The sequence below is a fragment of the Pseudomonas brassicacearum genome, from assembly GCF_003732225.1.
Classification (GTDB): domain Bacteria; phylum Pseudomonadota; class Gammaproteobacteria; order Pseudomonadales; family Pseudomonadaceae; genus Aquipseudomonas; species Aquipseudomonas brassicacearum_E.
This window is the reverse complement of the sequence record NZ_MOBJ01000015.1, coordinates 121,219-147,330: the sequence shown is the minus strand read 5'-3', so window position 1 is coordinate 147,330 and position 26,112 is coordinate 121,219. Positions and strand designations below refer to the sequence as shown.

Sequence of the window (26,112 nt, the reverse complement as noted above, 5' to 3'; positions counted from 1 at the left end):
CAGTCGTAAAATCAGGGTGCGCGGTACCTCAGGTAGACCGTGTAAGTAGAACATACGGCCGCTTCGCAGCCGAACGCAGGCTTCGCCAGCTGCTACGGGTCGCGTTACGGCTTAAGCCTCAACCCTCTTCTTTCAGCTTGAGCAGCGGCTCCTGGAACCGTAGCAAACGCCCGGCATTACCCAGTACCAGCAAAGTACTGAGATTGTGCAGGACCGCAGCAATCATCGCCCCTGCCGCGCCAAGCCAGCCAAACGCGGCGAACGTAACAATCGCCAGCGTCCAACCCAGACCGATGATCACATTGACCTGCAAGGTCTGCCGGCACTGGCGACTCAGGCGTACGCAGGTGCCGAGCCGACGCAGATCGCTGCCGATCAGCACGATGTCTGCCGAGGCCAGAGCAATGTCCGCCCCGCCCGCGCCCATGGCCACACCGACCACACCGGCCTTGAGCGCCAACGAATCGTTGATGCCATCGCCAACCACCATCGGCCGGAAGCCATTGTCGATTTCGGTCAGGACGCGGTTGAGTTTGTCTTCCGGCAAGGCCTGAGCCTCGACGTCACTGATACCGACTTCATGGGCCAGGCTGTGGGCGACGCTCTGCCGATCACCGGTCAACAACAACTGCCGGCCAAGGCCCAGCTCACGCAACTCGCTCAAGGCAAAACGTGCTTCCGGCTTGACGCTGTCAGCCAGCAACAACCAGGCGAGGAAACGCCCATTCAATGCCAGACCGGCAATCGGCCCATCGTGCTCCGGTACCGTCGAGGTGGCGATGCCCAACTGCGCAAACAACTCGGGTCGGCCGAGCGCCGCTTCACCCTGTTCGGTCATCGCCACCACACCCATGCCCTGACGTTCACGGATGTCCGACAGCAAGAGGAAATGCTCCTGAGCGACCAACCCGGCCAACGCCCGACTGACCGGATGACTGCTGGCCGAACCGAGGCTGGCGGCCAGTTTCAGCAAAGTGCTGCGGTCCTCGACCGGGCTGTCGATCGACTGCAAGCGCAACGTACCGAACGTCAGAGTGCCGGTCTTGTCGACTACCAGCGATGTCAGGTCCGCCAACTCTTCGAGGAACGCCGAGCTGCGAATCAGAATGCCGTGGCGCGCCGCCACCGCGATCCCGGCAATCGCCGTGGCCGGGGCCGACAGCACCAACGCGCACGGGCACGCGGCAACCAACACCGCGAGCATCGCTTGCGCATCATTGGTGACAAACCAGGTCACAGCGGCCAACAGCAGCACCAGCACCATATAGCTGCCGGCGTAGCGCTCGAGCAAACGGGTGATTGGTGGCTTGGAACGCTCGGCGCTTTGCATCAGCGCAATGACTTTACCGAGGGTCGACTCGTTGCCGGTGCGGGTCACTTCCAGCCGCAACAAGCCATCCAGATTGATCGCCCCGCCGAACACCTGCGTGCCGACGGTGGCCTCGAGCGGCACCGACTCACCGGTAATCGGCGCGGTGTCCAGGCTCGCCTGGCCAGACAGCACCAGCCCATCGGCCGGCACTCGATCGCCTGCGCGCACTTCCACAATGTCTCCGGCTTTCAGCGCGCCGTTGTCGATTTCGATAATCGAGCCATCGGCCTGAACCTTGCGCGCATGGCTGCGCGTCAGACGGCCAAGCGCGTGGATCGCTTCCTGAGAGCCAATCACGCTGCGCTCTTCCAGAACGTGGCCGAAGATCATGATGATCGGCAACAACGCCGCGGTCAGCAGATCGCCAGTAGCCCAGGCGCCCATCATCGCCAGGGCGATCAATTGATCGGTGATCCCGTGCAGGCTCGGGTAACGCAGGCTGTACCAGGCCGAACGCATGACCGGCACGGCCACCAGCAACGACGCCAGCCCGAGCAACAACTGGCTAACACCGGTTTGCTCCGGCGATAACCAGCGCCAGACCAGCCCCAGGCCGAGCAAGCCCAAAGCGAGCATCGCCAGGGTCAATTGGCGCGCGGCACTGCGTTGTTCAGCCGTGCTCAACATGCTTGGCGCGGCGGCGGTTTGAGCTGTCATTGTTCGGCTCCCTGAATGATCAGGCGGGAATCGTCTTTAGGGTTGACCGTGGTAACCGAACCGGCCTGACCGAGAATTTTCGGCAGGCGCTCGCGGTAGATTCGCAGGAGCATTTCCGGATCGGTACCCTGCTGTTGCGCCTGCGCCAGGCTGAGCACCGTGGCGGTGTCTGCCGACGCTTTGGCCAGCCGTTCGCTGGCTTGAGCGTGAGCGACTTGCAGCGTTCGGTCAGCTTGTTGATTAGCCGTCTGGGTGAGTTTTTCAGCTTCAGTGCGAGCGTTGGCTACGGCTTTATCCGCCTGCTGACTGGCCGTCAGTACCGCGTTGAAAGCGTTTACCGCAGGTCCCGGCAAACTCGATTGCACATCGACCCGTGCGACCTCGATACCCAGGCCCTGCCCCGTCGTAGCCAGCTCGGCCAAGCGTTGATTGATGCCTTGCACCAGATCACCACGCAGCCGTTCGCGACGTTCGGCGGCCTGATTGTCGGCACCGATCAATTCCGGCCGAGCGACCAGAATGGTGTCCAGGTCTCGCGCAGCCGTCAGCGCCACCGCACTGCGGGTCACCAACCGATCAAGCGCCGGCAGCACATGTTCACCCTGGAGGACGAACGCGTAAGGTTCGGTCACTTTGTAAAACACCCGAACGTCCAACTGCACCACACCCGAATCGCCGGTGAGCAAATACCCGGAGCCGGCCAGCGCATCGCTCAGCGGCGTGGCGAAACTCGCCACGCGCTCACCTTGCAGCGCAGCATCAGAACGCAGCAGATTTTCCACCCGCCGTTCGATCACCCGATCCGCCGCCGGCAACAAAATCACCTGCTCAAATGGACGCGGCCACGCCAACAGCAAACCGGCGTTCTGAATGCGATCCAGCGCGCCAAAGTGCAACACCACGGCGCGATTCTGCGGATCAATCTGCCGCACATTGGAGAAAGCCCAAGCCAACGCTGCCAACACGGTTACTGCATAAAGCGCGAGAAATGTCAGGCGTCCCGCCTGAATCCACGGGCTGCTAAGTTCATTTGTTCCACGTGGAACCACACTCATGGCTGCGACCCAGACTTGTTATCCAGCGTCGGTGGCCCATCGACCAACACCCGGAAAGGCGCGGCATCGGTGCGCAAAATCAACTTGGTGCCCGGTGTGACCACCGTGCCCAAGGTGTCCAGCGAGCGAAGCAAGTTGTACAACTGCGGCGAACTGGCGTAGGCCTTGCCGTAGATTTGCGCGGCTTCAACCCGTGATTGGGCTTCGATGTCCGCAGCTTTCACCGTGGCATCAGCCTGGACGATGCGCGCATCGCGCTCGGCCGCGGAACGGATTTGCGCCGCTTCGCGCTTGCCGATGGCCGTGCGCTCAGTGGCGATGGTTTCACGCTCGGCGCGCATACGGTCGACGGTGGCAGTCAGAGTCACTGACGGCAACGTCAGCCGTTCGATGCCGACTTGCAACACGCGCACACCGTAGGTGGTCAGCAGTTGCTGATCGATCTGCTTGCGCAATTGCGCCTCGAAATCGGCGATATGCACTTGGTTGGCGTCGGTGTTCACCAGATTGGCCAGGTCGAAACTGCTGGCTGTGGTTTCCAGCGCTGAGCCCACGAACGTACGAATCTGCCGTGCCGCTTCGTCCGGTTGGTTCTGCACGGCACGCATGAAGCGCTGCACATTGTCCGGATCACCCTGCACCTGCCACGCCACATACGCTTGCACGATGATCCGCAAACCATCGCGCGTGCCCACGTCCTGCAACCCGCTGGAGGTGGTGCGCAGTCGCAGGTCCACCGGAATCGCCGCCTCGAACGGTGCCGGCCAGCGCCAGCCGAGGCCAGGCTCCAGCAGCACCCGCGAAGGATTGCCGAAACGGGTAATCACCGTCGCCTCGCCCGAGCGCACTTGCACCAGGCTCGCCGCCGCAATGGCAAACAGCACCAGCAGCGCCGCCCAGCCCATCCGCCGCCACGGAAACGGCCCTGCCTCTTGCGGGTCGCCATGGTGATGATGGTGGCCGTGATGATGCCCACCATGGCCATGGCCGGCGTGGTCGTGATGATCATGCGACTCGTGGGAATGCGACGGGCTCAATTGGCGGCTCCTGACTGAACGGGTTGACGTGACGGCGAAGTGTCAGTCGGTAAGGTGGCGGGTAACGTGTAGCTGCGTAAGTCGATGGTCGGTGTACTGTTACCGCCCAGACGATGATCGAGCACCAGTACTTTGGCGCCGGCCAAACCTTGGCTCAGCTGGGCGAAGTATTGCTCCAGCACGAAGGCCCGACCGGCTGCGGCATAGGCCTTGCGCTCGGCAGCGAAACGCAGGTCGGCGGCCTGGGCCGTGGCGTTGACTTCGCGGGCGGTGGCCAGCGCCTGGTCATGGGCGACACTGGCCTGCAATTGCGCCTGATTGGTCTGCTCGGAAGCCGCACCGCGCTCACGCGAGATCAAGGCCTGCGCGCCGATCTGCGCGGCTTGCACTCCGTGATAGGCGTTGGCTGCACCCGCTGGCGGATGAATCGCTTCGACCACCGTGGCGAGGATTTCCACACCGCTGTCGAGTTTCTGCAAATCGGCCTGTACCGCACGACCAATGTCTTCGGCGAGCCCTACCCGATCTGCGCCGAGCAAACCGTCGAGGGTCCGCGAGGCGAAGTCGTGCACCAGAATCCGGCTGGCGGTGCTGCGAATCAGCGTCGGTACATCGGCGCTGTTGTAGGTCGCCGCCAACGCAGCCTGATCACTCAGACCGATGCGATAGACGAAACGCACATCCATGTTGACGATCTGGAAGCTTTGTTTGTCGTTGCTGCTACTGGCAATGACCTGAGACTTGTCATTCACGTGGCTGGCGTCCCACAACCGGTTGGCAATCGCCGGCGCTGGCCCTTCGGCGGGATCAGCCATCGTCGCCGCTGGCGCATCACCGACGCTGGTCGCCAATTCGTGAACCACGCCATTTTCGACGCTCAGCACCCGGCCCAATGGCCAAGGCAGGCCGACATGCAAACCCGGGCCAAAGACCTGCACCGGTTTGCCGAAGCGCTCGTAGATCCCCCGCCCTTGCAGCGGTATTTCGTGAATCCCGGTCAACAACCAACCCACCGCCAGCACCACCGCCAACACCGGCAAGAACGCCCGACGCATATAAGTGAAGGCCCAGATCTGCCGCAGGTCGATGCCAAAACGGTTATGCAGTTCGTGCTGCAACGCCAGCAAGGGTTGCGGCGGCCAACGCAACATGTCCGCGACAAAACTGCGCGCCAACAGCGTCGGTTCGAGCAGATCGCGACGCGGACTGAACAACGACAACACCGCGCGCAGCAACAATTCTGCGGCAACCAGCCCCGGCAGCAAACCGATCAACACCACCAGGCGCACCGGCCAGACGGCAGTTACGCTGCTGAACAACAGGCAGCATGCGCTGATCACCAGACAGATGATCGCCACGCGAGTGAGCTGCGCCAACTGCCCGGCTTCGGGCCATTCGGCGGGATTTTCCTGGGCCAGTTGACGTTCGAACACCAGCAGTCCGAAGGCCAGCAGCAACGATATTGCCGCCCCAACGCTGGCCGAGAGGCCCAGCGCAGCAGCAGGTAATGTCAGGTTCCAGAACTGTTCGAGGCTGAACAACGCCAGCAATGACCAACCGGCCAGCCACAGCGTCGGTGCGCCGATCTGCGCCAGCAACCCGACCCAGCGCTGGCCGATGCGAGTCAGCAGGCGTTCATACCAGCCGAGCGCCTCGGTGGGTTCGGTCTGTTCCGCAGCCAGCACAACCACCGGTTCACCCAGCGCCCGCGCCCGCCACTGGATGATCCACCAAGCCGATTGCAGACCGGCCACCACCACGATCAACGCCGAGGACTGACTGACCAATAGTGGCGCCCAGAGCGATTGTGGTGCAAACAGCCCGACAAAAAACGCCAACAACAATCCTGCTGCTGCGAGACTCGCCAGGCCGATGCCCACCCGCTTCAACCGACGTCCGTGAAACACCGCCTGCTGAAAACGTGGCAGTCCTTCCACGTTCGTCCCCTCAGCCTCCAGATCGACTTGCATACCACCTCAGTACTTGTTGTTGCGTGAGCCAGGCCTGTGGATAAATCGCCAGGCCGTTGCATTTTTTTGCAAATCGTTACGATATAACGATGGTAGTGATTTTTTGGCTCCCCGCCCATCGCCCAACCGGCACAAATGATGAAGCAGAAAGATAAAGCGTAGCCGGGCTGTGCAAGGGCATCAGCTCGGTAAATGCCCCAGCGGTAATGGCCCTGGGGTTTTCACCGTGTGAATCGCAAAGTTGCTGCGAATATCACTCACACCCGGCAACTTGAGCAGGCTGCCAGTCAGAAAGCGCTCATAACCGCGCAAATCCGGCACCACCACTTGCAGCAGAAAATCCGATTCGCCTGACACCAGAAACGCCGAAATCACCTCGGGCAATGCCGTCACCGCCAAACGAAAGGCTTCGGCCTCTTCGTCGTTGTGGCGCTCGACCTTGACCCCGACAAACACCGTCAGCCCCAACCCCACTTCATCGCGGTCCAGGTTGGCTTGATACCCGCGAATCACTCCGGCCTCTTCCAGCATCCGCACCCGGCGCAAACACGGCGAAGCTGACAGGCCGATCTCGTCCGCCAGTTGCACGTTGCTCAGGCGACCGTCGCGTTGCAGCGCGGCGAGGATTCGGCGGTCATAGGCGTCCAGTTTCATGGTTTGGCAGCTCCTGACTGTTTTTATTCATCGATTGGCAGAAGCTGCCAAGTCTAGCTGTTTCCAAGCGCTACTACGCAAGCACCTGCCCTGCCCTTCGGCCATAGACTTTGATCACCGAATCGCTAACGAATGGGTGCAACATGGCAGAACTCTGGATGTTCTTTTTGGCCTTGGCAGTGGTTTACCTGTTGCCCGGTCCGGACATGATTCTGCTGCTGCAAACCGGCGCCCGGCAGGGCAAGGCCGCAGCACTGGCCACCGCCATCGGCCTGGCGATTGCTCGGGGTTGCCACGTTGCGCTGGCTGCGCTGGGCCTGGCAACGCTGTTCAAGGCAGCGCCCTGGACCTTTGAAGTGGTGCGCCTGGCCGGTGCCGCGTATCTGCTGTGGCTAGGGATTCAATGCCTGCGCTCGAACATGCTGCCGAACCTGAACGCCAACGGCACAACCGCTTCGAAACTGGCGTGGCGCGAGGCAATCCAGCGCGGCTTGCTGACCAACCTGCTCAATCCCAAGGCGCTGCTGTTCTGCTCGGTGCTGTTGCCACAGTTCATCGACCCGCAGGCAGGGCCAGTGCTGACGCAGTTCGCAACCCTGGGCGTGTTGCTGGTGCTCGCCGGCTTGCTGTTCGACAGTTGCTACGCGCTGATCGGCGCCTGGCTTGGCCGCTGGCTGGAACGCAGCCCTTCAGCGCAGCGCGTGCAGCAATGGCTGTTTGGCAGCCTGCTGATCGGTTTTGCGCTGCGCCTGACGTTCGTTCAGCAGGCCTGAAACCTACGACGCCTTGCGCCGACGGCGATTGATCAGCAGCAAGGCGATTGCCGTGACGACCACTACACTGCCGATCTGCATCCACCTTTTATACGGCCGCAAGGTTGAACGCACAGGCTCCAGCGCTTGGGTCACGTAACGTTTATCGGCGCTCTGAAAATCGGGATAAGGGCATTGATGCCCGAAGTTCGCCGCCCAATCCACATACGGACCTTCTTTGACATAGCGCTGATAGAAGGCGCTTTCTTCCTCAAGACTGGTTCCCCAACCCGCAGCCGTACACAGCACTGCAGCAAAAGCCTGACTGCTGTGGGGCAGCAGGTCCGCGGCCTTGCTGGCCAGCCCCGTGGCGACATACCGATAGTGGAAGCGCTCGTCCGGTTTGGCTGCGCTGGCCAGCTGGCGTTGCACCTCACCTTCGGTGATCAGCGGCCCGACCTTGAGTTCAGTCTTCTCAAGGCTGTAGTTACCGTCGAACGTGGTGTAATCCGGGGCCATTTCGTAACCGAGAAGCTCCATCCCCCACTTGCGAGCCATCGAGGCTGCGTTGAAATAATCCGCTGCGCGACGGGTTGGCCACCAGCGAGATTCGGCGTCCAGACGCAACTGTCCGTAGCCCCGAGCTTTGGCTTGCAACTCCGGATTATCGAAGTAGGCCGGCGCTTCGTCGTAGCGCTCCTCACGCAACAGTCGACGCCCGAGCAAATCACGCAGACGCGCAGCGACCGACAGCGGCACATAGCGGTCGCGTTCCTGCTGGGTCAATGGTGTTGGCGCTGGCACCTGACGGTCGACAAACTGCTTGAGCTCATCGACGGTCAGCACCCGCTCCGCCACCACGGCCGCGTCTTCCCAGTAGAGATCCTGGCTGCGATACAACTGCTCGAAAGCTTGCAGATAGTCGCCACGGTCCAGCGCCAGCAGTGCACTTTCACCGTCGACCCGGCAGCCGGGTTTGAGCGTTTCATAGTCGCCGCTGGAGGTGCTGCGCTCACCCCAGTTTTCATCCTGCGGGAAGGCTTTGGTCGCCTTGGCATAAGCGCTGGCCGCCGCCGCTTTGTCACCCTGACGCAAGGCCATTTTGGCTCGCAACCACCAGGCCAGGCCGCCGTCACCGGCGTGTTCGAGCAGGGTTTGAGTGGTGGCATAGTCGCCGATCTGATAATTCAGCGCCGCCAGGCGGTCAGCGTTATCCAGACTACCGACGGTGCTCCCCGTCAGCGCCTTGATCATTTTTTGTTCAGCGGGCGGCTGCTCACCATATGACCAGCCGACATGACTGATCAGCGCCGCCGTGACCAATTGCTGAACCGCTTTGCCCTTGAGCAACTCGCCGAGCTGCGCCTGCGGCATCGCGTCCAGCTCATTCATCAACTGCTTGAGCGAGCTGTAGCCGACCTGCGAGCCTTGCAGGCTCTGGGTTGCGTAAAGCTCGACGGCGGTGTTCCAGTCGCCCGCCAGACGTACCAGCCGTGCTTCTTCGCCAAGGCTGGCGATGCCCAACTCTTGAGGGTCGCTGAAGCCCTCGATACTCAATTGGCGGGTCTGCACAAACGCCTGTCGGGCCTGTTGCAGAGCCTCACGACGGCCAGCTTCGTCGAGGTCATTGGCCTCCTGGCTGATGGCAAACAAGGCCCGACCCAACGAATACGCAGCCCAAGTGCTGCGCAATGCACGCTGATCGGCCGGCAGCGCCAGCACTTTGCGAAAATACTCCGCCGCCACCACATGTTCGCCCGCGTTGAAAGCCACGGCGCCGGCGGTGTACAGGCTGAGTTCAGGCGGCAGGCTGGCGCCCTCGGCTTGCACTTGTTGCGCGTCCTGCAGCGTTCGCAGTTGTACCACCTGCGCACGCTGAGCGTCGCTCAAACCCATCTGTTCAGCGGTGTTTCGCGCCTGCACATAACTATCGTCGCTAGCGCCGTAAACGTAGTCGACCGTCATTGTCTCGGCAGGTTTCAGACCGGCGATAGCTTTGCCCAGGCGATTCACTTCGAACCGGAAGCTGCCTTCCGGCAATTCGCCCAGGGTCTGTGCCCGGTCACCGAGCAAGCGCATCGGAAAGTTGGGCCCACAGGCCATCGCGCAACCCAGCGGCAGGCAGAGACTTAAAGCAAGTACGTGGCGCGGCCAGTTACGGATAGACATGTGAGCTTCCTTGGTCAATTTTTGTGCAGCGCGCCCAACCCAGGGTGCGCTCGGTATCCGCCAGTAAACGGCCGCCCCGGAGGCGGGTAAAGCTGAGCTGTCCGGATGTTTGTTTCACGGCATAACCGTTGACCGCGTCAACCGTATCGCAGTCAGTGACCGCCAGCGTCACACGCTCGGGAAGACTACCGTCGAGATTGCCGCGATTGCTCACAGCGATGTCGTACAGACCGCCATGGTTCGAAAGGTTCAGGTTCAGCTGACTCGCCAGCCGATCTCCCCGCGCCACTGCACGCAATGTTGCCAGGCTCCAGGCGCGCCGCTCGCCCTTGAGCGGCAAGCGGAACCAGATCAACCCGGCCAGATGGGCCGGTGGCTCGGCACGCAACTGGTTGGCGAGCTTCGATAACTGCAACGGATCGGCCAACAGCTCGCGGCGCTGCCCAGTGCGTTCGATCGGCACTTCGCTTTCAACCATCGGCGCCCCGCCGTCCCCCGGTAGCAACGCGATACCGTAGGCCGGCAATGCCAGGTAAAAAGGTTTCGCGGTGATCCGGCTCCAGCGTCCGGCCCATTGTTTCGCCTGCGCCGGATCAAACAGGCCACGTTCGGGATTGCTCACCGCATGCACCTGCAACACGCTGCTGTCGACCACTGCCAGCAACGCCGGTAATTGCGGACTGTCGAGCCAGGCCGGCAGCGCGGTGATGCTCAGTTTCAGCGTGGCCGGCAGCACGTCGCGCAACCCGGCGAGAAACTCACGATAGGCCGGCAAGCGCGCCGTGCCGGCATCGTGGTCAATCTCGACGCCGGCCAGCGTCAAGCCCTGAGCCTGCCAATCGGCCACCAAGCGCTGGATCTGCGCCGTAGCTTCGGTTTGATCCAGGGCCTTGAGCTGGCCATCGAGTCGAATTACCGCAATCAGTGGGCGACCATCGTTTTTCAACAGCTGCGGATTGATCCGCGCACGCCGCCAGCCGGTCTGTGGATAAGTCTGCAAGGCGAGCACCCGCAACGTCGAAAAGTCCCCACGAGATTGCGCCAGGGCGTCGTCGTGGGCATCGGTCCATTGCCGCTGCCAGACGTAAAGTTGTTGATCGAGCGGCGGCGCGTCCTGCTGTTGGCAAGCGTTGAGCAGAAGGAGCGTGACGAGCATGGTAGTCAGACGAACGAACAAAAACATGACCCCCCTTAATACGGAATGACTTTCTCCAGGGCCGGTAAATTAAGCAGTGCCGAAAGATTTTTATAGCTATTGCGTTCGTCAAGATCGCAGCCTTCGGTAGCTCCTACTCCAAAGGCTTGCGGGCAATGATCACCTGACTTTTCGCCACAACCGCGTCCAGCGCCTGCTTGATCTGCGCCCCGCGTGGCGAATCCAGCACGGCCTGCCAAGTGTCGGCCCAGTGATGGAGCAGTGGATGATCAGGGTTAGCGAAGTCGACGTTGGCCTCCCAGAACAACAGCATCCACATCGACCAGTAGAAGCCGTACTGGCTGTGGCTGATCAGTTCCAGGCCGGCATCGCCGACCATTTGCTTGAACTGCTCTTCGCTGATGATACGGATGTGGTTGGGCTTCTGGAAATACTCGGGGCGCGCGATGTCTTTTTGCAGGTCTTCGGAACTGGGATGCGGGACGCTGAGCAAATACAACGCGCCGGGCTTGCCCACGCGGACCAGTTCGGCGAGAAACTGCGCCGGATCGTCGACGTGTTCGATGACTTCAGTGGACACCACCCGCGTCGCTGTTGCATCGGCGATCGGCAGCGGGTTGCAGTCCGTGATGTGGCACTCGACACCGCGCGCCGGAGTATCGCTCAGGCGCTGGCGAGTCGCTTCGACCTTGGCCGCATCGATGTCGGCAATGATGATCTTCGCCCCGCGCATGCCGCAAAAATGCACATTGCCGCCGTCACCGCAGCCGACGTCCAGCAGGGTGTCCTCGGCGGTCACCGGGAAGCCGGTGAACAACTCACCGGTTTGCTGATTGAACCAGCCGCTAAGGGCCGCATCGTACAACCCCAGCATGAACGGATCGACCTTGGCTGCGGGCACTTCTGGCTGCACGGGAGCGGGGGCAGGAGCCCTCGCCGTGAGTTTCTTCAAAAGGCTCAGCATGAGGTAACTCCAGAGGATGGGACGGCGGTTCGGGACGTGCCCAGACGTTGCACCAGCAAGCCGCCGAGATTGCGCATGGGCATTTCGATAAAGCGGTAGTTGAGCTCACTCAACAGGGCGATCAGCCCGCCAGTGATCAGTATTGTCAGGATCGGATGGCCAGCCAGACTAGGTAGCTCCGCCGCCTGCAAGCGGAAGATGAACTCGCGGACCAGCAGATAGGCCGGGATGTGGATCAGGTAAATCCCGTAGGAACGACTACCGATCCAGGTCATCAGATTCTTCAGCAGTCCAGGTGGCATCAGGTAATCCCGGTTATAGGACGCCACCCAGACCAGCACCGCGCCGAGCACGGCAATCGCGCCGATACGATAGTCAGTGAGCGTGAAGCGATCAGTGGCCAGCACACTCAGCATCACCACAATGGCCAGCAGCACCGACACACCGGCCCATGGCCGACGCAAAAACGTCGGTTCCCAGCGCACATAACCGGGGGGCGCACTCCACATGGCCAACAGCACTCCGAGGGCCAGCGCGTCGGTTCGGACCACCATCAGAAGCGGCGTGCGCAACGTCAACAGCTGCACCGCGACCAGCGCCAGCAAGGCCCACACCAGATGCTTGCGGCAGACCAGAATCAGCAGCGGAAACAGCAGGTAGAACTGCTCCTCCAACGACAGGCTCCAGTAGACGAAACTGGTGCCGTACTCATAGTGATAAAAACTGTCGGCAAAACGGAAATTGGCGTATTGCGCTATCCCCGCCAGGGTCGCCTGCAGGTTGGCGTGCAGTGTGCCGAAGGCCCCGGAGCGGTTGAGAAATACACAGGCCAGCAGCATCAGCGCCAGCCACAGCCACGCCGACGGCAACAGCCGGAAGGCTCGCCGCAGCCAGAAGTTGCGCGTCTGCTGCCAGTATTCCTGACGCGTGCTGCAGCCTTGCAACGCCGGAATCAGACTGCGAGCGATGACAAACCCCGAGATGGCGAAAAACAGATCGACGCCCCACCAGGGTTGCCCATACTCGGTAATAGTGTGCAGCAGCGGCACAACGTCCGTGAACAGACTGCCTTGCAGGTGATGAAACAGCACGCCGAGCACCGCAATGCCACGCAACAACTCGATGTCCATGATCCGTTTGCTGCTCATGCCGTCCTCCTGGACGTTGCATCGGTATCCGCCGGTTTGCGGGCAATGATCACTTGGCTCTTGGGCATGAAATGATCGAGCATCTGCTTGATCGCCAAACCATCGGGCTGTGCCAGCAGGTCTTGCCAGGTCCGTGCCCAGTTCTCCATCAGCGGCGGATACGGTGCCTGAATCCGGTCTCGCACCGCGCCGCCCAGATCCCGCCCGGCCGCACGTTCGCTGGCCCAGAAGAAGATCATGCCCATGACCCAGAAAAACCCGCTGGCCTGACGATGTTCGATCACCAGACCAGCGTCTTCTACCAGCGCGGCAAAGCGTTCCCGGGAAAATATCTGCACATGGTTGGGTGACTGAAAGTAGCCAGGTGGGGCGATGCCCTGTTGCAGATGCTCGCCCACAGGGTCCGGAACGCTGAGCAGATACAACGCCCCAGGACGTCCCATTCGCACCAGCTCGGCCATGAACGGCTCGGGCTGATCAATGTGTTCGAGCACTTCCATGCACACCACTTTGCTCGCACAGCCATCAGCCAGGGGCAGCGGCAGGCTGTTGCTCACCAGCCCCAGGTTCGGCTTGTCCGACTGTGCATCCACCTGCCGGGCGAGGTCACGGACTTTGTCGTGTTCGCTGTCGGTGAAGATCACCGACGCGCCCTGACGTACCGCAAACAACGTCGCCACACCTTCACCGCAACCGACGTCCAGCAAGGTGTCATTCGCCGTAATGGCGAAGCCCTTGAGCAACTCGCCGCTGTCACCCAGAAACCAGCCGTCGAGCATCGCGTCGTGCAAACCCACATCCCTGGGTGACACCGGGCTCGGCACAACCGGTAACGGGTCGGACTTCACCGCAGGAAGCAGGCGTTTCAACAGTGCGCGGATCATGCCTCGGGGGTTTCCACGGCAGACACTGCACGGGTTTTGAACAGTCGGGCGAAAAATTCTCCGAGGCGTTGCGCAGCGATTGCCTGGCTACAGAAGGTTTCCAGACGGGCCACCGCGTGGGCGGACATCTGCGCGTAACGCTCGGGATCTTCCTTGGCGACGTCATAGCTGGACCGATAAGCCCTGCACAACGACGCCCAGTTGGTGACATAACGCAGTGTGCGGAACGCCCGTCGTGGATCGTGGGGCCAGGCGGTCAGCTCATCGGTGGTGTCGATCAGGAATGCGTTGTCGGCGTCCAGGTAATCGATCATCGCCGTGGTGCGTGGCGCGACTGCCGGTTTGCCGCAGGACATGAACTCCATCAACGGCAGGCACTGGCCTTCGCCGTAGGACGTGTTCACCACATAACGGGTGGCCTGCACCAGACGCTCGTAGTCCGCATCCGCGAGATAGCCGTAAATCAGTACGATGCGGCAGCGGTAGGACTGATTCTTGTACAAATGATGAAGGATGTCGGTCAGCGCTTCTTCGGCATCGTGGTGGGTCAGTTTGAGCACCAGCGTCGCGTCCTCCACCTCGCGGAAGGTCACGCAGAAGGCACTGAGCATGTCTTCCCAGTTCTTGCGCCCGTCACCCGGGTTGAACACCGAGGTGTAGATCACCCCGTCGAGGACTAACTCGTGCTCGCGAGCCGGCGCCTGGAAATCGATACCCTTGCCGGCGCGCAAATGCGCAGGACCAAAGGCACGCAGGTCGAGCTGTCGACTGTCTGCCAGCAATCCCTTGATCGTCAATCGCACCTGACTGGCCAGTGGCTGGCGCTGTAACTGCGCACCGCGCGCGGCAAAACGATCCCACACCGGCGCCGGCACCGCGACGATCGGATAATCGGCGCCCATTGCCTCGCGCACGGCATTAACGGTGTAGCTGGAGTGGGTAATCGCAGCGCCTGACGCTCGCAATACGTTGCGCCAGTCGTTACGTGGTTCTCCGGCAAATGGTTCGTTGGGAATAGTGCTGAACTCCCAGGCAAACACCGCAAGGGTCGGACAGGCGAAGTGCACGGGTGTGCGATGAGGCGGCGAGAACGACAGGAACACGCAGTCTTCCCCACGGGACAGACAGTCGAGGTACAGGGCATCGACTTCGGTTTGCGGATCGCTGACCTCCACCACCCGCCCCAACCGCTCCAGCACCGGTCGGTACTCCTTGAGCACGAAGTAATAGCTGTACTCCGAGCGGCCGAGGTTCTGGGCAATGGTGCGCTGGTTGGTTTCCGAATGAATGATGATCAGCATGAGGCATTATCCGTCACGGTCGCTGCCTGCGAAGTCAGCGGTGCCAGCCCGAAAAAATCCGCCAGGCGCTGTTGCACTGGGGCGAAGGCGCAGTACTCGTGCATGCGTTCGATGGCGGCGCGGGACATACGCTGATACTCCTGCGGTTGCTCCTTGGCCATTCGATAGCTGTTTTCGTACGCAGTTTTCAACGAGCCCCAGTCTGGCCGATAACGCAGGGTACGGTAGATGATGCGACTGTCCTGAGGCCAGATGGTCAGTTCCTCACTGGACTCGATCACGAACGCCACGCGCTCGTCGATGTAGTCCTCCATGGCGGTGTGGTCCGGGGCAATCACCGGTTTGCCACTGGCCATGAACTCCATCAGCGGCAGGCACAGGCCCTCGCAGCGCGAAGCGTTGACGTAATAGCTGGCGGCTTCGTAGAGCCGGGCGTATTGCGGGTCGTCCAGATAACCGTGCATCACCACCACCCGACAGGCGAACGGCGACAGCTGCGCCAGCAAGGTCATCAATTCGCCGTAGTAGGACGACAGATCGTTGTGGGTAATCTTCAGCACCAGCGTGGCGTCCTCGGTTTCCCGGAAAGCCCAGCAGAACGCCGAGATCAGTCGATGCCAGTTCTTGCGACCGTCCTGGGGGTTGAACACGCTGACGTAGACCACGCCGTCCACCTCGGTTTCGACCTGGGCGGTGGTATCGGGGTAATCCATCGGGGCAGACTCGGGCACCACTTCCGATGGCGGGTCAGCGATGGCCGGCAGAAAGTTGGCGAGCCAAGAATGGACAGCGTCCGACAAAAGATCGCGAATCCCCTCCCGGTACCACTGACTCAGGAAATAGGTGCGGTCGACCGGCACCGGTTGCGCCTTGCCCAGATCCAGAGCCCAGAGGCGCAGGTAATGCCTGGCAATGACGAAGCGCCGTTTCAGAGTCAGCGGCGGCGGCCGTAAAGCCTCCTGCTCAGCCTCAATTGCAGCCAGTTGCTCGGCGGTCAGCGATGCGGGAATCAGCGAGTCGGCGGACAATCCGAGAACCCGGGTATCGAGGATGCAACCTTTGATGTCCAGGGACGAACCCGGATTGACCGGCATGCTGGCGTGCCGGCTACGAATGGCCGCAAAGTTTTCCCACAACGGGGTCGGCAATACCAACACCGGGAAATCTTCGCCCATGGCCCGTCGGATCGCCCGGGCGGTGTGACTGGAGAGTGTGATGACCCGCCCCTGACGAGCGAGCATTTGCGTCCAGTCCTGTCGCGGGTCGTTGTCCCACTGCTCATCGGGGATCGAGTCGAACTCCCAGGCCACCACGCAGATCGTCGGGCACTCGAGGTCGTTCGGGGTTTTCTGCGGCGGCGTGAAGGACAGGAACAGGCTGTCTTCGCCGACGGCAAGCAATTGTCGATAGAGGGGGTCGACCTCGGCGGTGGAGGACACCACATGCACCCGCCCAAGGCTTTCGAGCACCGGGCGATAGGCCTTGAGCACGAAGTAATAGCTGTATTCGGGGCGACCGAGGCTCTGGCTGATGGAGCTGTCGTTGACGTCCGAGTAAAGAATGAAATTCATGGCATCCCACGATGAAACCGCCGTCCCGGCAGCCTCACTCTTATGACGGTAGCGCCACAGGTCGGACCGTTAAACGGTGCTCGCCCATCGTCTGCATGCCCGCCTGCGTTCTTGTTTTAATGGTCAGCTTCGCCTGGTCGGATAACCGCCATGCCGATCGCTGGGCAATCGTGATGAGGGGCATTCTAAACACATCCGTTGAGGGTTCGTGAACCGCCTGGCGAGAATAAATCGGGCTACGCTGACGAGAACTGACCGGTCACGGTAGGACCTGTTGAAATTGCCGCGCAATTGGCACAGATTGACGACCAAACAATTAAAACAAAACCTTCGTACCAGATATTTCCGAGAAAACTGCGCAAGCAATCCGGATTTAACCAGCCAAGACTGGGGTTTGACGAAGTTTGCTCATTGAGGGGGCTGCTGTTTGAAAAAGCGTCTGTTCGTTACGGGTCTAAGTGGATTCGTAGGACGTCACATCCAATCCCGTCTGAACTCTTCTGACTCGGGTTGGGAATTGTCGCCCGTCCCATCCCGTTATGACCTTTGCGACCCCAAAAGCCTCGGCGGTCTGTGGCCGCACCTGCCTGATGCCGTGATTCACCTGGCAGGACAAACCTTCGTCCCCGAAGCCTTTCGTGACCCGGCGAAGACTTTTCAGGTCAACCTGCTGGGTACCCTGAACCTGCTGCAAGCCCTCAAGGCGCGTGGCTTCAACGGCACCTTCCTGTATGTCAGCTCCGGCGATGTCTACGGCCAGGTCAGCGAAAGCGCCTTGCCGATCGACGAACTCCAGCCGCCCTGCCCGCGTAATCCTTATGCCGTGAGCAAACTCTCGGCTGAGATGCTGTGTCTGCAATGGGGCATGACCGAAGGCTGGCCCGTATTGGTCGCGCGGCCCTTCAACCACATCGGCGCCGGGCAGTTGGACAGCTTCGTCATTGCCAGTGCCGCCCGGCAGATCTGCCGGATCAAGCACGGGCTGCAAGCGCCTGAACTTGAAGTGGGCGACATCGATGTGACGCGCGACTTTCTCGACGTCAGCGATGTCATCTGCGCCTATCTGGCATTGCTTGAACGCGGTGTGCCCGGGCAGGTCTACAACATCTGCTCCGGGGTCGAGCAAAGCATCCGCGCCCTGATCGAGCAGCTGGCGGATCTGGCCCAGGTCGATATGCAACTGATTCAAGACCCGGCGCGCCTGCGCCGCGCAGAACAGCGTCGCGTCTGTGGCAGCCATGCCAAGCTGCACCGGACCACAGGATGGACGCCTGAACTTACAACACAACAATCCTTGCGGGCGATCCTGTCCGACTGGGAGTCACGGGTACTACAAGAATGACAAAAAGTGCACTGATCACTGGGATCACCGGTCAAGACGGCGCCTACCTGGCCAAGTTGCTGCTCGACAAGGGCTATAAAGTCCACGGTCTGGTGGCGCGGCGCAGCAGCGATGCACGCTGGCGTCTACGCGAAATGGGCGTCGAGGGCGACATCGTCTACCTGGACGGCGACATGGCCGATGCCTGCTCAGTGCAGCGCGCAGTGATCAAGTCGGCCCCCGACGAAGTCTATAACCTGGCAGCGCAAAGCTTTGTCGCGGCGTCCTGGGATCAACCCGTGACCACCGGGATCGTCGACGGGCTGGGCGTGACCCACCTGCTCGAAGCGATCCGTCAGTTCAGCCCACACACCCGTTTCTACCAGGCCTCGACCAGCGAAATGTTTGGCCTGATCCAGGCCGAGCAACAGGACGAAAATACCCCGTTCTATCCACGCAGCCCTTACGGCGTGGCCAAGCTCTATGGCCACTGGATCACCGTGAACTACCGCGAAAGCTTCAACCTGCACGCCAGCAGCGGCATCTTGTTCAACCACGAATCACCGCTGCGCGGGATTGAATTCGTGACCCGCAAAGTGACCGACGCCGCAGCCCGCATCAAACAGGGCAAGCAACAGGAATTGCGCCTGGGCAACATCGACGCCAAGCGCGACTGGGGCTTTGCCGGCGACTACGTCGAAGCCATGTGGCTGATGCTGCAACAGGACAAGGCCGATGACTTCGTGGTTGCCACGGGGGTCACCACCACGGTGCGCGAGATGTGCCAGATCGCCTTCGAGCATGTCGGCCTCGATTACCGTGACTTCGTGAAAATCGACCCGGCGTTTTTCCGCCCGGCCGAAGTCGACGTGCTGCTGGGTAATCCGGCCAAGGCGCAACGGCTGTTGGGCTGGAAGCCAAAAACAGATTTGCAGACCCTGATCCGCATGATGATGGATGCGGACATGAAACGCGTCGCCAAGGAGTAGGCCATGCTGATTCCCGTGATTCTTTCAGGGGGTGCCGGAACCCGGCTGTGGCCGGTTTCGCGTGAAGGTCATCCCAAGCCGTTCATGACCTTGCCTGACGGCCAGACGCTGCTGGGCAAGACCTATCAACGCGCGGCCGGACTGCTCGGCACACACGGTGATATCGTCACGGTGACCAACCGTGACTACTACTTTCAAAGCAAAGATTACTATCAGGACGCCCATCTGGGTCATCACCGCGGACACTTCGTGCTGGAACCGGTGGGTCGCAACACCGCCCCGGCCATCGCCGCCGCCGCCCTGTCGCTGCAGGCGTTGCACGGCAACGAAGCGATTCTGGTGGTGATGCCGGCTGATCACCTGATCCAGAACGAAGGCGCGTTCAAGACCGCCGTCAAGCATGCCGTGAAACTGGCCGAGGCCGGGTATCTGGTGACCTTCGGTGTGATCCCGACGGCACCGGAGACCGGTTTCGGTTACATCGAACGGGGTGAGCAGCTGGATGAGCAAGGAGCGACCAAGGTCGCACGCTTCGTCGAAAAACCCGACTTGCAAACCGCCACGCATTACCTGGAAAGCGGTAATTTCCTGTGGAACTCGGGCATGTTCTGCTTCTCGATCGGCACCTTGCTGGCGGAGTTGCAGAACCATGCCCCGCAATTGCTCGAACAGGCCGACGCGTGCCTCGCGGCCAGCGCCACAGTCGAGGCCGGTGGTTGTCTGCAACAGGAGTTGTCGGCGACACATTTCGCCGAGATGACCGATATCTCCATCGACTATGCCTTGATGGAGCATTCCGACAAAGTGGTGGTGGTGCCTGCCGGTTTCGACTGGAGCGACATCGGTTCATGGGGTGCCGTCAGTGCCCTGGTTCCGGCCGACGCACAGAACAACCGCGCCAGCGGCGAAGCGCTGTTCATCGACAGCCACAACAACTTCGTCCAGAGCGATGGCCGCATGGTCGCGACTGTGGGTGTGGATAACCTGATCGTCATCGACACCGCCGACGCCGTGCTGGTGGCTCACGCCGACCGCGCGCAAGACGTGCGCAAGGTGGTCAAACAGCTCAAGGAAAAAGAGCACGAAAGCTATCGCCTGCACCGTACCGTCAGCCGGCCATGGGGCACTTACACCGTGCTGGAGGAAGGTCCGCGCTTCAAGATCAAACGCCTCGTAGTCAAACCCGGCGCCAAGCTGTCGCTGCAAATGCACCATCACCGCAACGAACACTGGGTGGTGGTCGAAGGCATGGCCAAAGTCACCAACAATGGCTCGGGGTCGCACCTTGTGGCCAAAAACGAGTCCACCTTTATTGCCGCAGGGCACAAGCATCGCCTGGAAAACCCGGGAGTGATCGATCTGGTCATCATTGAAGTGCAAAGCGGTGAGTATCTGGGAGAAGACGATATCGTCCGCTTCGAAGATCAATACGGCAGGACGGTCTGAATGTTGTTCAATTTGCATCGCTCGTTGTGGAGCTATCGGGGGTTCATCCTCGGTAGCGTCAAGCGAGAGTTCCAGTTGCGGTATCGCAACTCGCTGTTCGGTGCCTTGTGGACCGTGCTCAACCCGCTGTCGATGATCGTCGTCTACACAGTGGTCTTTTCCCAGATCATGCGCGCCCGCTTGCCGGGGGTGGATGACGGTATGGCCTACAGTGTCTACCTCTGCGCCGGATTACTGACCTGGGGACTATTTTCGGAGATCACCTTGCGCAGCCAGAACATGTTTCTGGAAAACGCCAATCTGCTGAAGAAAATCAGCTTCCCGAAAATCTGTTTGCCGGTGATCGTACTGTTCAATGCCGGCATCAACTTCGCGATCATCATCGGGCTGTTCCTGGGCTTTCTACTGATCACCGGGCGCCTGCCGGGCATGGCCTTGCTGGCGCTGCTGCCGCTGTTGGCCTTGCAGATGATCTTCTGCGCCGGGCTGGGGATGATTCTTGGCGTGTTGAACGTGTTCTTTCGCGACGTCGGGCAGTTCTTCGGCATTTGCCTGCAATTCTGGTTCTGGCTAACGCCGATCGTGTATCCGATCAGTATCCTGCCCGAGTGGGTCCAGCGCCTGCTGCAACTCAATCCCCTGACCAACCTGATCGCCAGCTACCAGAACCTGTTCCTCTACGGCCAATGGCCGGTCTGGAGCTCCCTGCTGCCGATCCTGGTGCTCGGTGCGCTGTTCTGCGTGATCGGGCTGCGACTGTTTCGCCAGCGGGTCGGCGAAATGGTGGATGAACTCTGATGGGACACATACGCGTTACGGGCCTGGGCAAGGCTTACAAGCAGTACCCCACCCGCTGGAGCCGACTGGCCGAATGGCTGATCCCGTTTTCACCGATCCGCCATCGCCAGCACTGGGTGCTGCAAGGTGTGGAATTCGAGATTGCCCCCGGAGACGCGGTGGGCATCGTCGGGGTAAACGGCGCCGGCAAAAGTACCTTGCTGAAGATGATCACCGGTACCACCCAACCGACCTGCGGACAGATTCAGCTCGAAGGCCGGGTGGCCGCGCTGCTGGAACTGGGCATGGGGTTTCATGCGGACTTTAGCGGCCGGCAGAACGCGGTCATGGCCGGGCAACTGCTGGGCATGTCGATCGAAGACATTGAAGCCCTGATGCCCGAGATCGAACGTTTCGCGGAAATCGGCGAAGCCATAGATCACCCCGTGCGCACCTATTCAAGCGGCATGCAGATGCGTCTGGCCTTCAGCGTGGCTACCGCCCGGCGCCCGGACATCCTGATCGTCGACGAAGCCCTGTCGGTGGGCGACGCCTACTTCCAGCACAAGAGCTTCGAGCGCATCCGCAGTTTTCGCAAAGCCGGTACCACGCTGCTGATCGTGTCCCACGACCGTTCGGCCATCCAGTCGATCTGCGATTCGGCGATCCTCCTGGAAAACGGTCGCATGGCCATGCATGGCAAGCCCGAAGCGGTCATGGATTACTACAACGCTCTGCTCGCCGAACGGGAAGGCCAGACCGTGCGTCAGGAAATGCTCGCCGGCGGGCAGGTGCAAACCGTTTCCGGCACCGGCGAAGCCGGTATCCTCAGTGTGCGCTTGCTGGATGAGCGCGGACGCTCCATCGACGCCGCCGAAGTCGGTCAACCCGTGGTGCTGGAGGTGCAGGTCGAAGTCCGCCAGGACATCGAGCGGTTGGTATTGGGCTTCATGATCAAGGATCGCCTGGGCCAGGCCATGTACGGGATCAACACCCATCGCCAGGATCAGGCGCTGACCGACCTCCAGGCCTCTGAACGGGTCACCTATCGCTTTGCCTTCGTCATGGGCCTGGGCAAAGGCAACTATTCCGTGGCCCTGAGCTTGTCTCGGCTGGACTCGCACCTGGACCGCAATTTCGAATGGCGCGACTACGGCCTGGTGTTCCACGTCATCAATAACCGGCATGAAGACTTCGTTGGCTGCTCGTGGCTGGGCGCGAAAACCAGCATCACCCGCACCGCCGCACAGACTGTTTCGGAGACCGCGCCATGACTCGCCTGCTGGTGGAATGCACCCATGTGTTCCAGCACCCCAAGGTCAATTCGGGCATTCAGCGGGTGGTGCGCAACGTCATCAATCAACTGCCGGAATACGTCGACGGCGCAGAATGCATTCCCGTCGTGATGCTCAAGGGCAAGCTTTACCGAGTGCTGAAACTGGGCCCTTTGAACATCCCGTTTTTCGATGGGTTAATGATCTTTGGTGGACGGCTGGGGCGGTTGGCTCATCGTTTCTGGCAACTGCATCAACGCCTCCATAAGCGCAGTCATTCGCGAATTACCAAGCGTTTGCTGCACGTGGCCTACCGCGTCACGGCGATAGCCTGTTTCAGTATTCCGTTGCGTCTGATCGAGGGCCTCAACCAGTATCAACTACCCAAGCGTTGCTCGCCGCTGCAGCATCAGCCGGGGGATCAACTGGTGCTGCTGGACTCGTCCTGGCATACCGACTTTTTCCCGTTTGCCGAACAACTCAAACGCGAAGGCGTGGGCATCGTTTCGGTGATCTACGACCTGATTCCCGTGACCCACCCACAGTTCTACGACACACGGCTGGTGCAGATTTTCAACCAGTGGTTCGACTGGATCAGCCAAACCGCAGACGGCTACGTGGCGATTTCCGCCACGGTACGCGATCAGGTGCGTGAGGAATTGCATCGCCGGGTCGGTCCGGCCAAAGCCGAGACGTTGTGGTTCGACTATTTCCACCTCGGCTCCGAGCTGGACCTGAGCGAAGCGACCGCCGCCGTGGAACCGCGTCTGGCCCGGTTGTTTACAACGTCGGATCCGGTGTTCCTGATGGTCAGCACCATCGAGCCGCGCAAGAACCACGACTATCTGCTGGACGCCTTCGAGCTTGCCTGGGCCGCGGGCTGCAAAGCTCGGCTGTGCATTGCCGGCAGAGTCGGCTGGAAGTGCGATGCCCTGCTCACCCGTGTGCGTGAACATCCGGAGCTGAACCAGCGGCTGTTCATGTTTAACGACCTGAGCGACACCAGCCTCGAACATGCGTACTCCCACGCCAGTGCACTGGTATTCCCCTCCTACGTCGAAGGTTTCGGCCTGCCGCTGGTGGAAGCGATGCAGCGCGGCTTACCGGCGATGGGCAGCGACATTCCGGTGTTCCGCGAGATTGGCGGTGAATTCATGGCCTATTTCGATCTCGCGTCCCCGCAAAGCTTGGTCGATCTGGTCGTCCACATGGAAAACACCGGGACCTTCCCGGCCGCGCGCAAGGTGAGCGAATGGCGCTGGCTCGGTTGGCGCGAGGCCAGTGAGCAATTGGTTGAGCGAGTTCTGCGCAACCTGAAGCAGTCCCCGGTGACCGTTGAGAGGCAGCATGCAGATTGCCCTTAACGCGCGAATTCTCCAGGCACCCCGGACCGGTATCGGCCATTACCTGGCCGAACTGGTCAACGCCTTGACTCATGAACCGGACCTGGAGCTGTCGCTGTTTCTCGGTTGGGGCTGGAGTTCGTCTCTACCGGTGGCAGAGATGCCCGGCTACTCACGGCTGACCCCGTTGCTGCGGCAGATTCCCGGTGCCTATCAGGCGCGTCGCTGGCTGGAACAACGGCGCTTCGACCGAGGACACTCCGCGGCCATCGACCTCTACCACGAACCGAGTCTGTGGCCTTTGGCGTTCGAGGGCCCGACCGTCATCACCCTGCATGACTTGACTCATCTGCACTACCCGTCGACCCAGCCAGCAGCACGGTTGCGGGAGATTGAGCGGCGGCTGGGCCAGGGCGTGCAACAGGCGCGCCTGATCCTGACCGACTCGCAGTTTGTCGCCGACGAGGCTCAGCGCTATTTCGGCCTCGGGCCTGAGCGCTTCGTGGTTGCCCCACTGGGGGCCGCAGCGCGTTTTCATCCACGTTCGAACGAGTCCTTGCAGCAGGCGCTGAAACCTCACAGCGTGCAGCCACAAGGGTACTTCCTGTGTGTCGGTACTCTGGAACCGCGCAAGAACCTGTCGCTGGCACTGCGTGCTCACGCCGAGCTGCCTGAAGTACTGCGTCAGCACTTTCCTTTACTGGTGGTGGGAATGGCCGGGTGGAAAGGTGAGCAGCTTGCAGATGAATTACACACGACGCTGGCAAGCGGTCATGTCCGCCTGCTGGGGTACCTGCCTGATGAACAGGTCGCAGAATTGCTGGCCGGTGCCCGAGCGCTGATTTTTCCGTCAATTTATGAAGGTTTCGGTCTTCCGGTTCTGGAGGCCATGGCCAGCGGCACCCCCGTCGTCTTGACCCGGCGCTCGGCCATGCCCGAAGTCGCGGGAACCGCGGGCAATTATATCGAGCCTGACGATGTACACGGCTTATGCGAGGCCATGACCCGTTTAGCCGACGATCAAGTGCATTGGCAGGTATGCCAAGAAGCGGGATTGCAACAAGCGAAGCTTTTTTCCTGGGGACGTTGCGCGAAACTGACAGTTCGCGCCTACCGCCAGGCTTTGGGAGGTTGAATGCGCGTTCTTCATTTCTACAAAACGTACTTGTCGGAAACCGTCGGTGGTATCGAACATGTCATGTTTGAGCTCTGCGAAAGCGGCGCACAGCATGGCATTGAAAGCAAGGTTCTGACGTTAAGCGCCGACCCGACGCCTGCGGTCATCCCCTTTGGTCAGCACGAAGTCCATCGCGCCAAACTCGATGTGCAATTCGCGTCCACCGGTTTTTCCTACAGCGTCTTCAAACAGTTTCGGGAATTGGCCGCAGAAGCCGACGTAGTCAACTATCACTTTCCCTGGCCATTCATGGACGTGGTGCATTTCCTCAGCGGTATAAACACTCCCAGCGTGGTGACGTACCACTCGGACATCATCCGACAAAAACACCTGCTCAAACTCTACCGGCCGCTGATGAACCGTTTTCTCGCCAGCGCCGACCGGATTGTCGCGGCCTCACCGAACTACCTTCACACGAGCGACGTTCTACAGAGTTTTCCGGAAAAAACCCGGGTCATTCCCTATGGCCTGAACAAGTCCGGCTATCCAAAACCTGACACCGAACGTATGGCCCGTTGGCGCGAGCGCCTGGGTGAGCGATTTTTTCTGTTTGTGGGCGTGATGCGTTATTACAAAGGCCTGCACATCCTGCTCGATGCACTCAAAGACGTCGATTATCCGGTGGTGATCGTCGGTGCCGGGCCACTGGAGAATGAGCTGCACGCCCAGGCCGCAACGCTGGGTCTGCGCAATGTGCAGTTCCTCGGGCGCCTGGACGACGAAGACAAAGTCGCGCTGCTGCAACTGAGCTACGCGATTGTGTTTCCGTCACACCTGCGCTCTGAAGCGTTTGGCATCTCCCTGCTCGAAGGGGCGATGTACGGCAAACCGATGATCTCCAGCGAAATCGGCACCGGCACCAGCTACATCAATATTCATGGTGAAACCGGGCTGGTGGTGCCTCCGAGTAATCCACAGGCGTTTCGCGAAGCCATGCGCTTGCTGTGGGAAAACCCTGTTCGGGCAGCGGAAATGGGCGTGAAGGCTGAAGCGCGTTACCGGCAGCTGTTTACCGCGGACGAAATGGGTCGCAAGTGGGCCGAGTTATACCAGGAACTGCTGGCAGAAAAATCGCTGTCCTACGCCTGAAGATCA

General features: G+C 60.8%; 21 protein-coding genes. 9 read left to right on the top strand and 12 right to left on the bottom strand.

The genetic code is table 11. The annotated features are described in order from the left end of the window. Positions 1-118: 118 nt before the first annotated feature. From BK659_RS22410 to BK659_RS22390, 5 genes are all read right to left on the bottom strand, one after another. Positions 119-2,029: a cation-translocating P-type ATPase gene (locus tag BK659_RS22410; protein ID WP_123427161.1), complete on the bottom strand. Its 1,911-nt coding sequence runs from the start codon at positions 2,027-2,029 to the stop codon at positions 119-121. Continuing rightward, positions 2,026-3,084 (bottom strand): protease modulator HflK, encoded by a 1,059-nt coding sequence (hflK, locus tag BK659_RS22405; RefSeq protein ID WP_123427159.1) that lies wholly within the window; start codon positions 3,082-3,084, stop codon positions 2,026-2,028. Before hflK (BK659_RS22405) ends, BK659_RS22410 begins: the two co-directional genes overlap by 4 nt. Beyond that, entirely contained in the window at positions 3,081-4,121 is a 1,041-nt protein-coding gene (gene hflC, locus BK659_RS22400; RefSeq protein ID WP_123427157.1) for a protease modulator HflC, read from the bottom strand. Before hflC ends, hflK (BK659_RS22405) begins: the two co-directional genes overlap by 4 nt. Further along, positions 4,118-6,091, bottom strand: a complete 1,974-nt coding sequence (gene hflK, locus BK659_RS22395; RefSeq protein WP_123427155.1) for a protease modulator HflK — start codon at positions 6,089-6,091, stop codon at positions 4,118-4,120. The genes hflC and hflK (BK659_RS22395) overlap by 4 nt, the downstream gene beginning before the upstream one ends. Before the next feature lie 180 nt (positions 6,092-6,271). Continuing rightward, on the bottom strand, positions 6,272-6,745 hold the full coding sequence (locus tag BK659_RS22390; RefSeq protein WP_054594814.1) for an Lrp/AsnC family transcriptional regulator: 474 nt from the start codon (positions 6,743-6,745) through the stop codon (positions 6,272-6,274). A gap of 143 nt (positions 6,746-6,888) precedes the next feature. On the opposite strand from BK659_RS22390, the gene BK659_RS22385 reads away from it, so the two are divergent. Continuing rightward, positions 6,889-7,518: a LysE family translocator gene (locus BK659_RS22385; RefSeq protein ID WP_123427153.1), complete on the top strand. Its 630-nt coding sequence runs from the start codon at positions 6,889-6,891 to the stop codon at positions 7,516-7,518. A gap of 3 nt (positions 7,519-7,521) precedes the next feature. Here BK659_RS22385 and BK659_RS22380 read toward each other — a convergent pair whose 3' ends face one another. The 7 genes from BK659_RS22380 to BK659_RS22350 all read right to left on the bottom strand — a co-directional run bounded on the left by BK659_RS22380 (position 7,522) and on the right by BK659_RS22350 (position 16,690). After that, the gene (locus tag BK659_RS22380) at positions 7,522-9,666 is read right to left on the bottom strand and encodes a hypothetical protein (RefSeq protein WP_123427151.1); all 2,145 of its coding nucleotides are present in this window, start codon (positions 9,664-9,666) and stop codon (positions 7,522-7,524) included. Beyond that, positions 9,653-10,849, bottom strand: coding sequence for a DUF3142 domain-containing protein (locus BK659_RS22375; protein ID WP_123427150.1), 1,197 nt, complete (start codon positions 10,847-10,849; stop codon positions 9,653-9,655). The genes BK659_RS22380 and BK659_RS22375 overlap by 14 nt, the downstream gene beginning before the upstream one ends. A gap of 106 nt (positions 10,850-10,955) precedes the next feature. Then, positions 10,956-11,786 (bottom strand): class I SAM-dependent methyltransferase, encoded by an 831-nt coding sequence (locus BK659_RS22370; protein WP_123427148.1) that lies wholly within the window; start codon positions 11,784-11,786, stop codon positions 10,956-10,958. Further along, positions 11,780-12,934: an acyltransferase family protein gene (locus BK659_RS22365; RefSeq protein ID WP_123427146.1), complete on the bottom strand. Its 1,155-nt coding sequence runs from the start codon at positions 12,932-12,934 to the stop codon at positions 11,780-11,782. Before BK659_RS22365 ends, BK659_RS22370 begins: the two co-directional genes overlap by 7 nt. Further along, entirely contained in the window at positions 12,931-13,818 is an 888-nt protein-coding gene (locus BK659_RS22360) for a class I SAM-dependent methyltransferase (RefSeq protein WP_123427144.1), read from the bottom strand. The genes BK659_RS22365 and BK659_RS22360 overlap by 4 nt, the downstream gene beginning before the upstream one ends. Continuing rightward, on the bottom strand, positions 13,815-15,119 hold the full coding sequence (locus tag BK659_RS22355; RefSeq protein ID WP_123427143.1) for a glycosyltransferase: 1,305 nt from the start codon (positions 15,117-15,119) through the stop codon (positions 13,815-13,817). Before BK659_RS22355 ends, BK659_RS22360 begins: the two co-directional genes overlap by 4 nt. Beyond that, positions 15,113-16,690, bottom strand: coding sequence for a glycosyltransferase (locus tag BK659_RS22350; RefSeq protein WP_123427141.1), 1,578 nt, complete (start codon positions 16,688-16,690; stop codon positions 15,113-15,115). The genes BK659_RS22355 and BK659_RS22350 overlap by 7 nt, the downstream gene beginning before the upstream one ends. Before the next feature lie 427 nt (positions 16,691-17,117). Between BK659_RS22350 and BK659_RS22345 the strand changes: the two genes are divergently transcribed. Genes BK659_RS22345 through BK659_RS22310 form a run of 8 tightly spaced genes read left to right on the top strand, consistent with a single transcriptional unit; the run spans position 17,118 to position 26,106 of the window. Next, positions 17,118-18,032, top strand: a complete 915-nt coding sequence (locus tag BK659_RS22345; RefSeq protein WP_123427139.1) for a GDP-mannose 4,6-dehydratase — start codon at positions 17,118-17,120, stop codon at positions 18,030-18,032. Then, positions 18,029-19,000: a GDP-mannose 4,6-dehydratase gene (gene gmd, locus BK659_RS22340; protein WP_123427137.1), complete on the top strand. Its 972-nt coding sequence runs from the start codon at positions 18,029-18,031 to the stop codon at positions 18,998-19,000. The genes BK659_RS22345 and gmd overlap by 4 nt, the downstream gene beginning before the upstream one ends. A 3-nt stretch (positions 19,001-19,003) precedes the next feature. After that, positions 19,004-20,446, top strand: a complete 1,443-nt coding sequence (locus tag BK659_RS22335) for a mannose-1-phosphate guanylyltransferase/mannose-6-phosphate isomerase (RefSeq protein WP_123427135.1) — start codon at positions 19,004-19,006, stop codon at positions 20,444-20,446. Next, positions 20,447-21,244, top strand: coding sequence for an ABC transporter permease (locus tag BK659_RS22330; RefSeq protein WP_123427133.1), 798 nt, complete (start codon positions 20,447-20,449; stop codon positions 21,242-21,244). Next, complete coding sequence (locus BK659_RS22325) at positions 21,244-22,497, top strand: ABC transporter ATP-binding protein (protein ID WP_123427131.1); 1,254 nt, start codon at positions 21,244-21,246, stop codon at positions 22,495-22,497. The genes BK659_RS22330 and BK659_RS22325 overlap by 1 nt, the downstream gene beginning before the upstream one ends. After that, positions 22,494-23,861 carry a glycosyltransferase family 4 protein gene (locus BK659_RS22320; RefSeq protein WP_123427129.1) on the top strand — a complete coding sequence of 456 codons (1,368 nt, stop codon included), beginning with the start codon at positions 22,494-22,496 and terminating at the stop codon, positions 23,859-23,861. The genes BK659_RS22325 and BK659_RS22320 overlap by 4 nt, the downstream gene beginning before the upstream one ends. Then, complete coding sequence (locus tag BK659_RS22315; protein ID WP_123427127.1) at positions 23,845-24,975, top strand: glycosyltransferase family 4 protein; 1,131 nt, start codon at positions 23,845-23,847, stop codon at positions 24,973-24,975. The genes BK659_RS22320 and BK659_RS22315 overlap by 17 nt, the downstream gene beginning before the upstream one ends. Next, positions 24,976-26,106, top strand: coding sequence for a glycosyltransferase family 4 protein (locus BK659_RS22310; protein WP_123427125.1), 1,131 nt, complete (start codon positions 24,976-24,978; stop codon positions 26,104-26,106). It begins immediately after the preceding gene. Positions 26,107-26,112 lie beyond the last annotated feature (6 nt).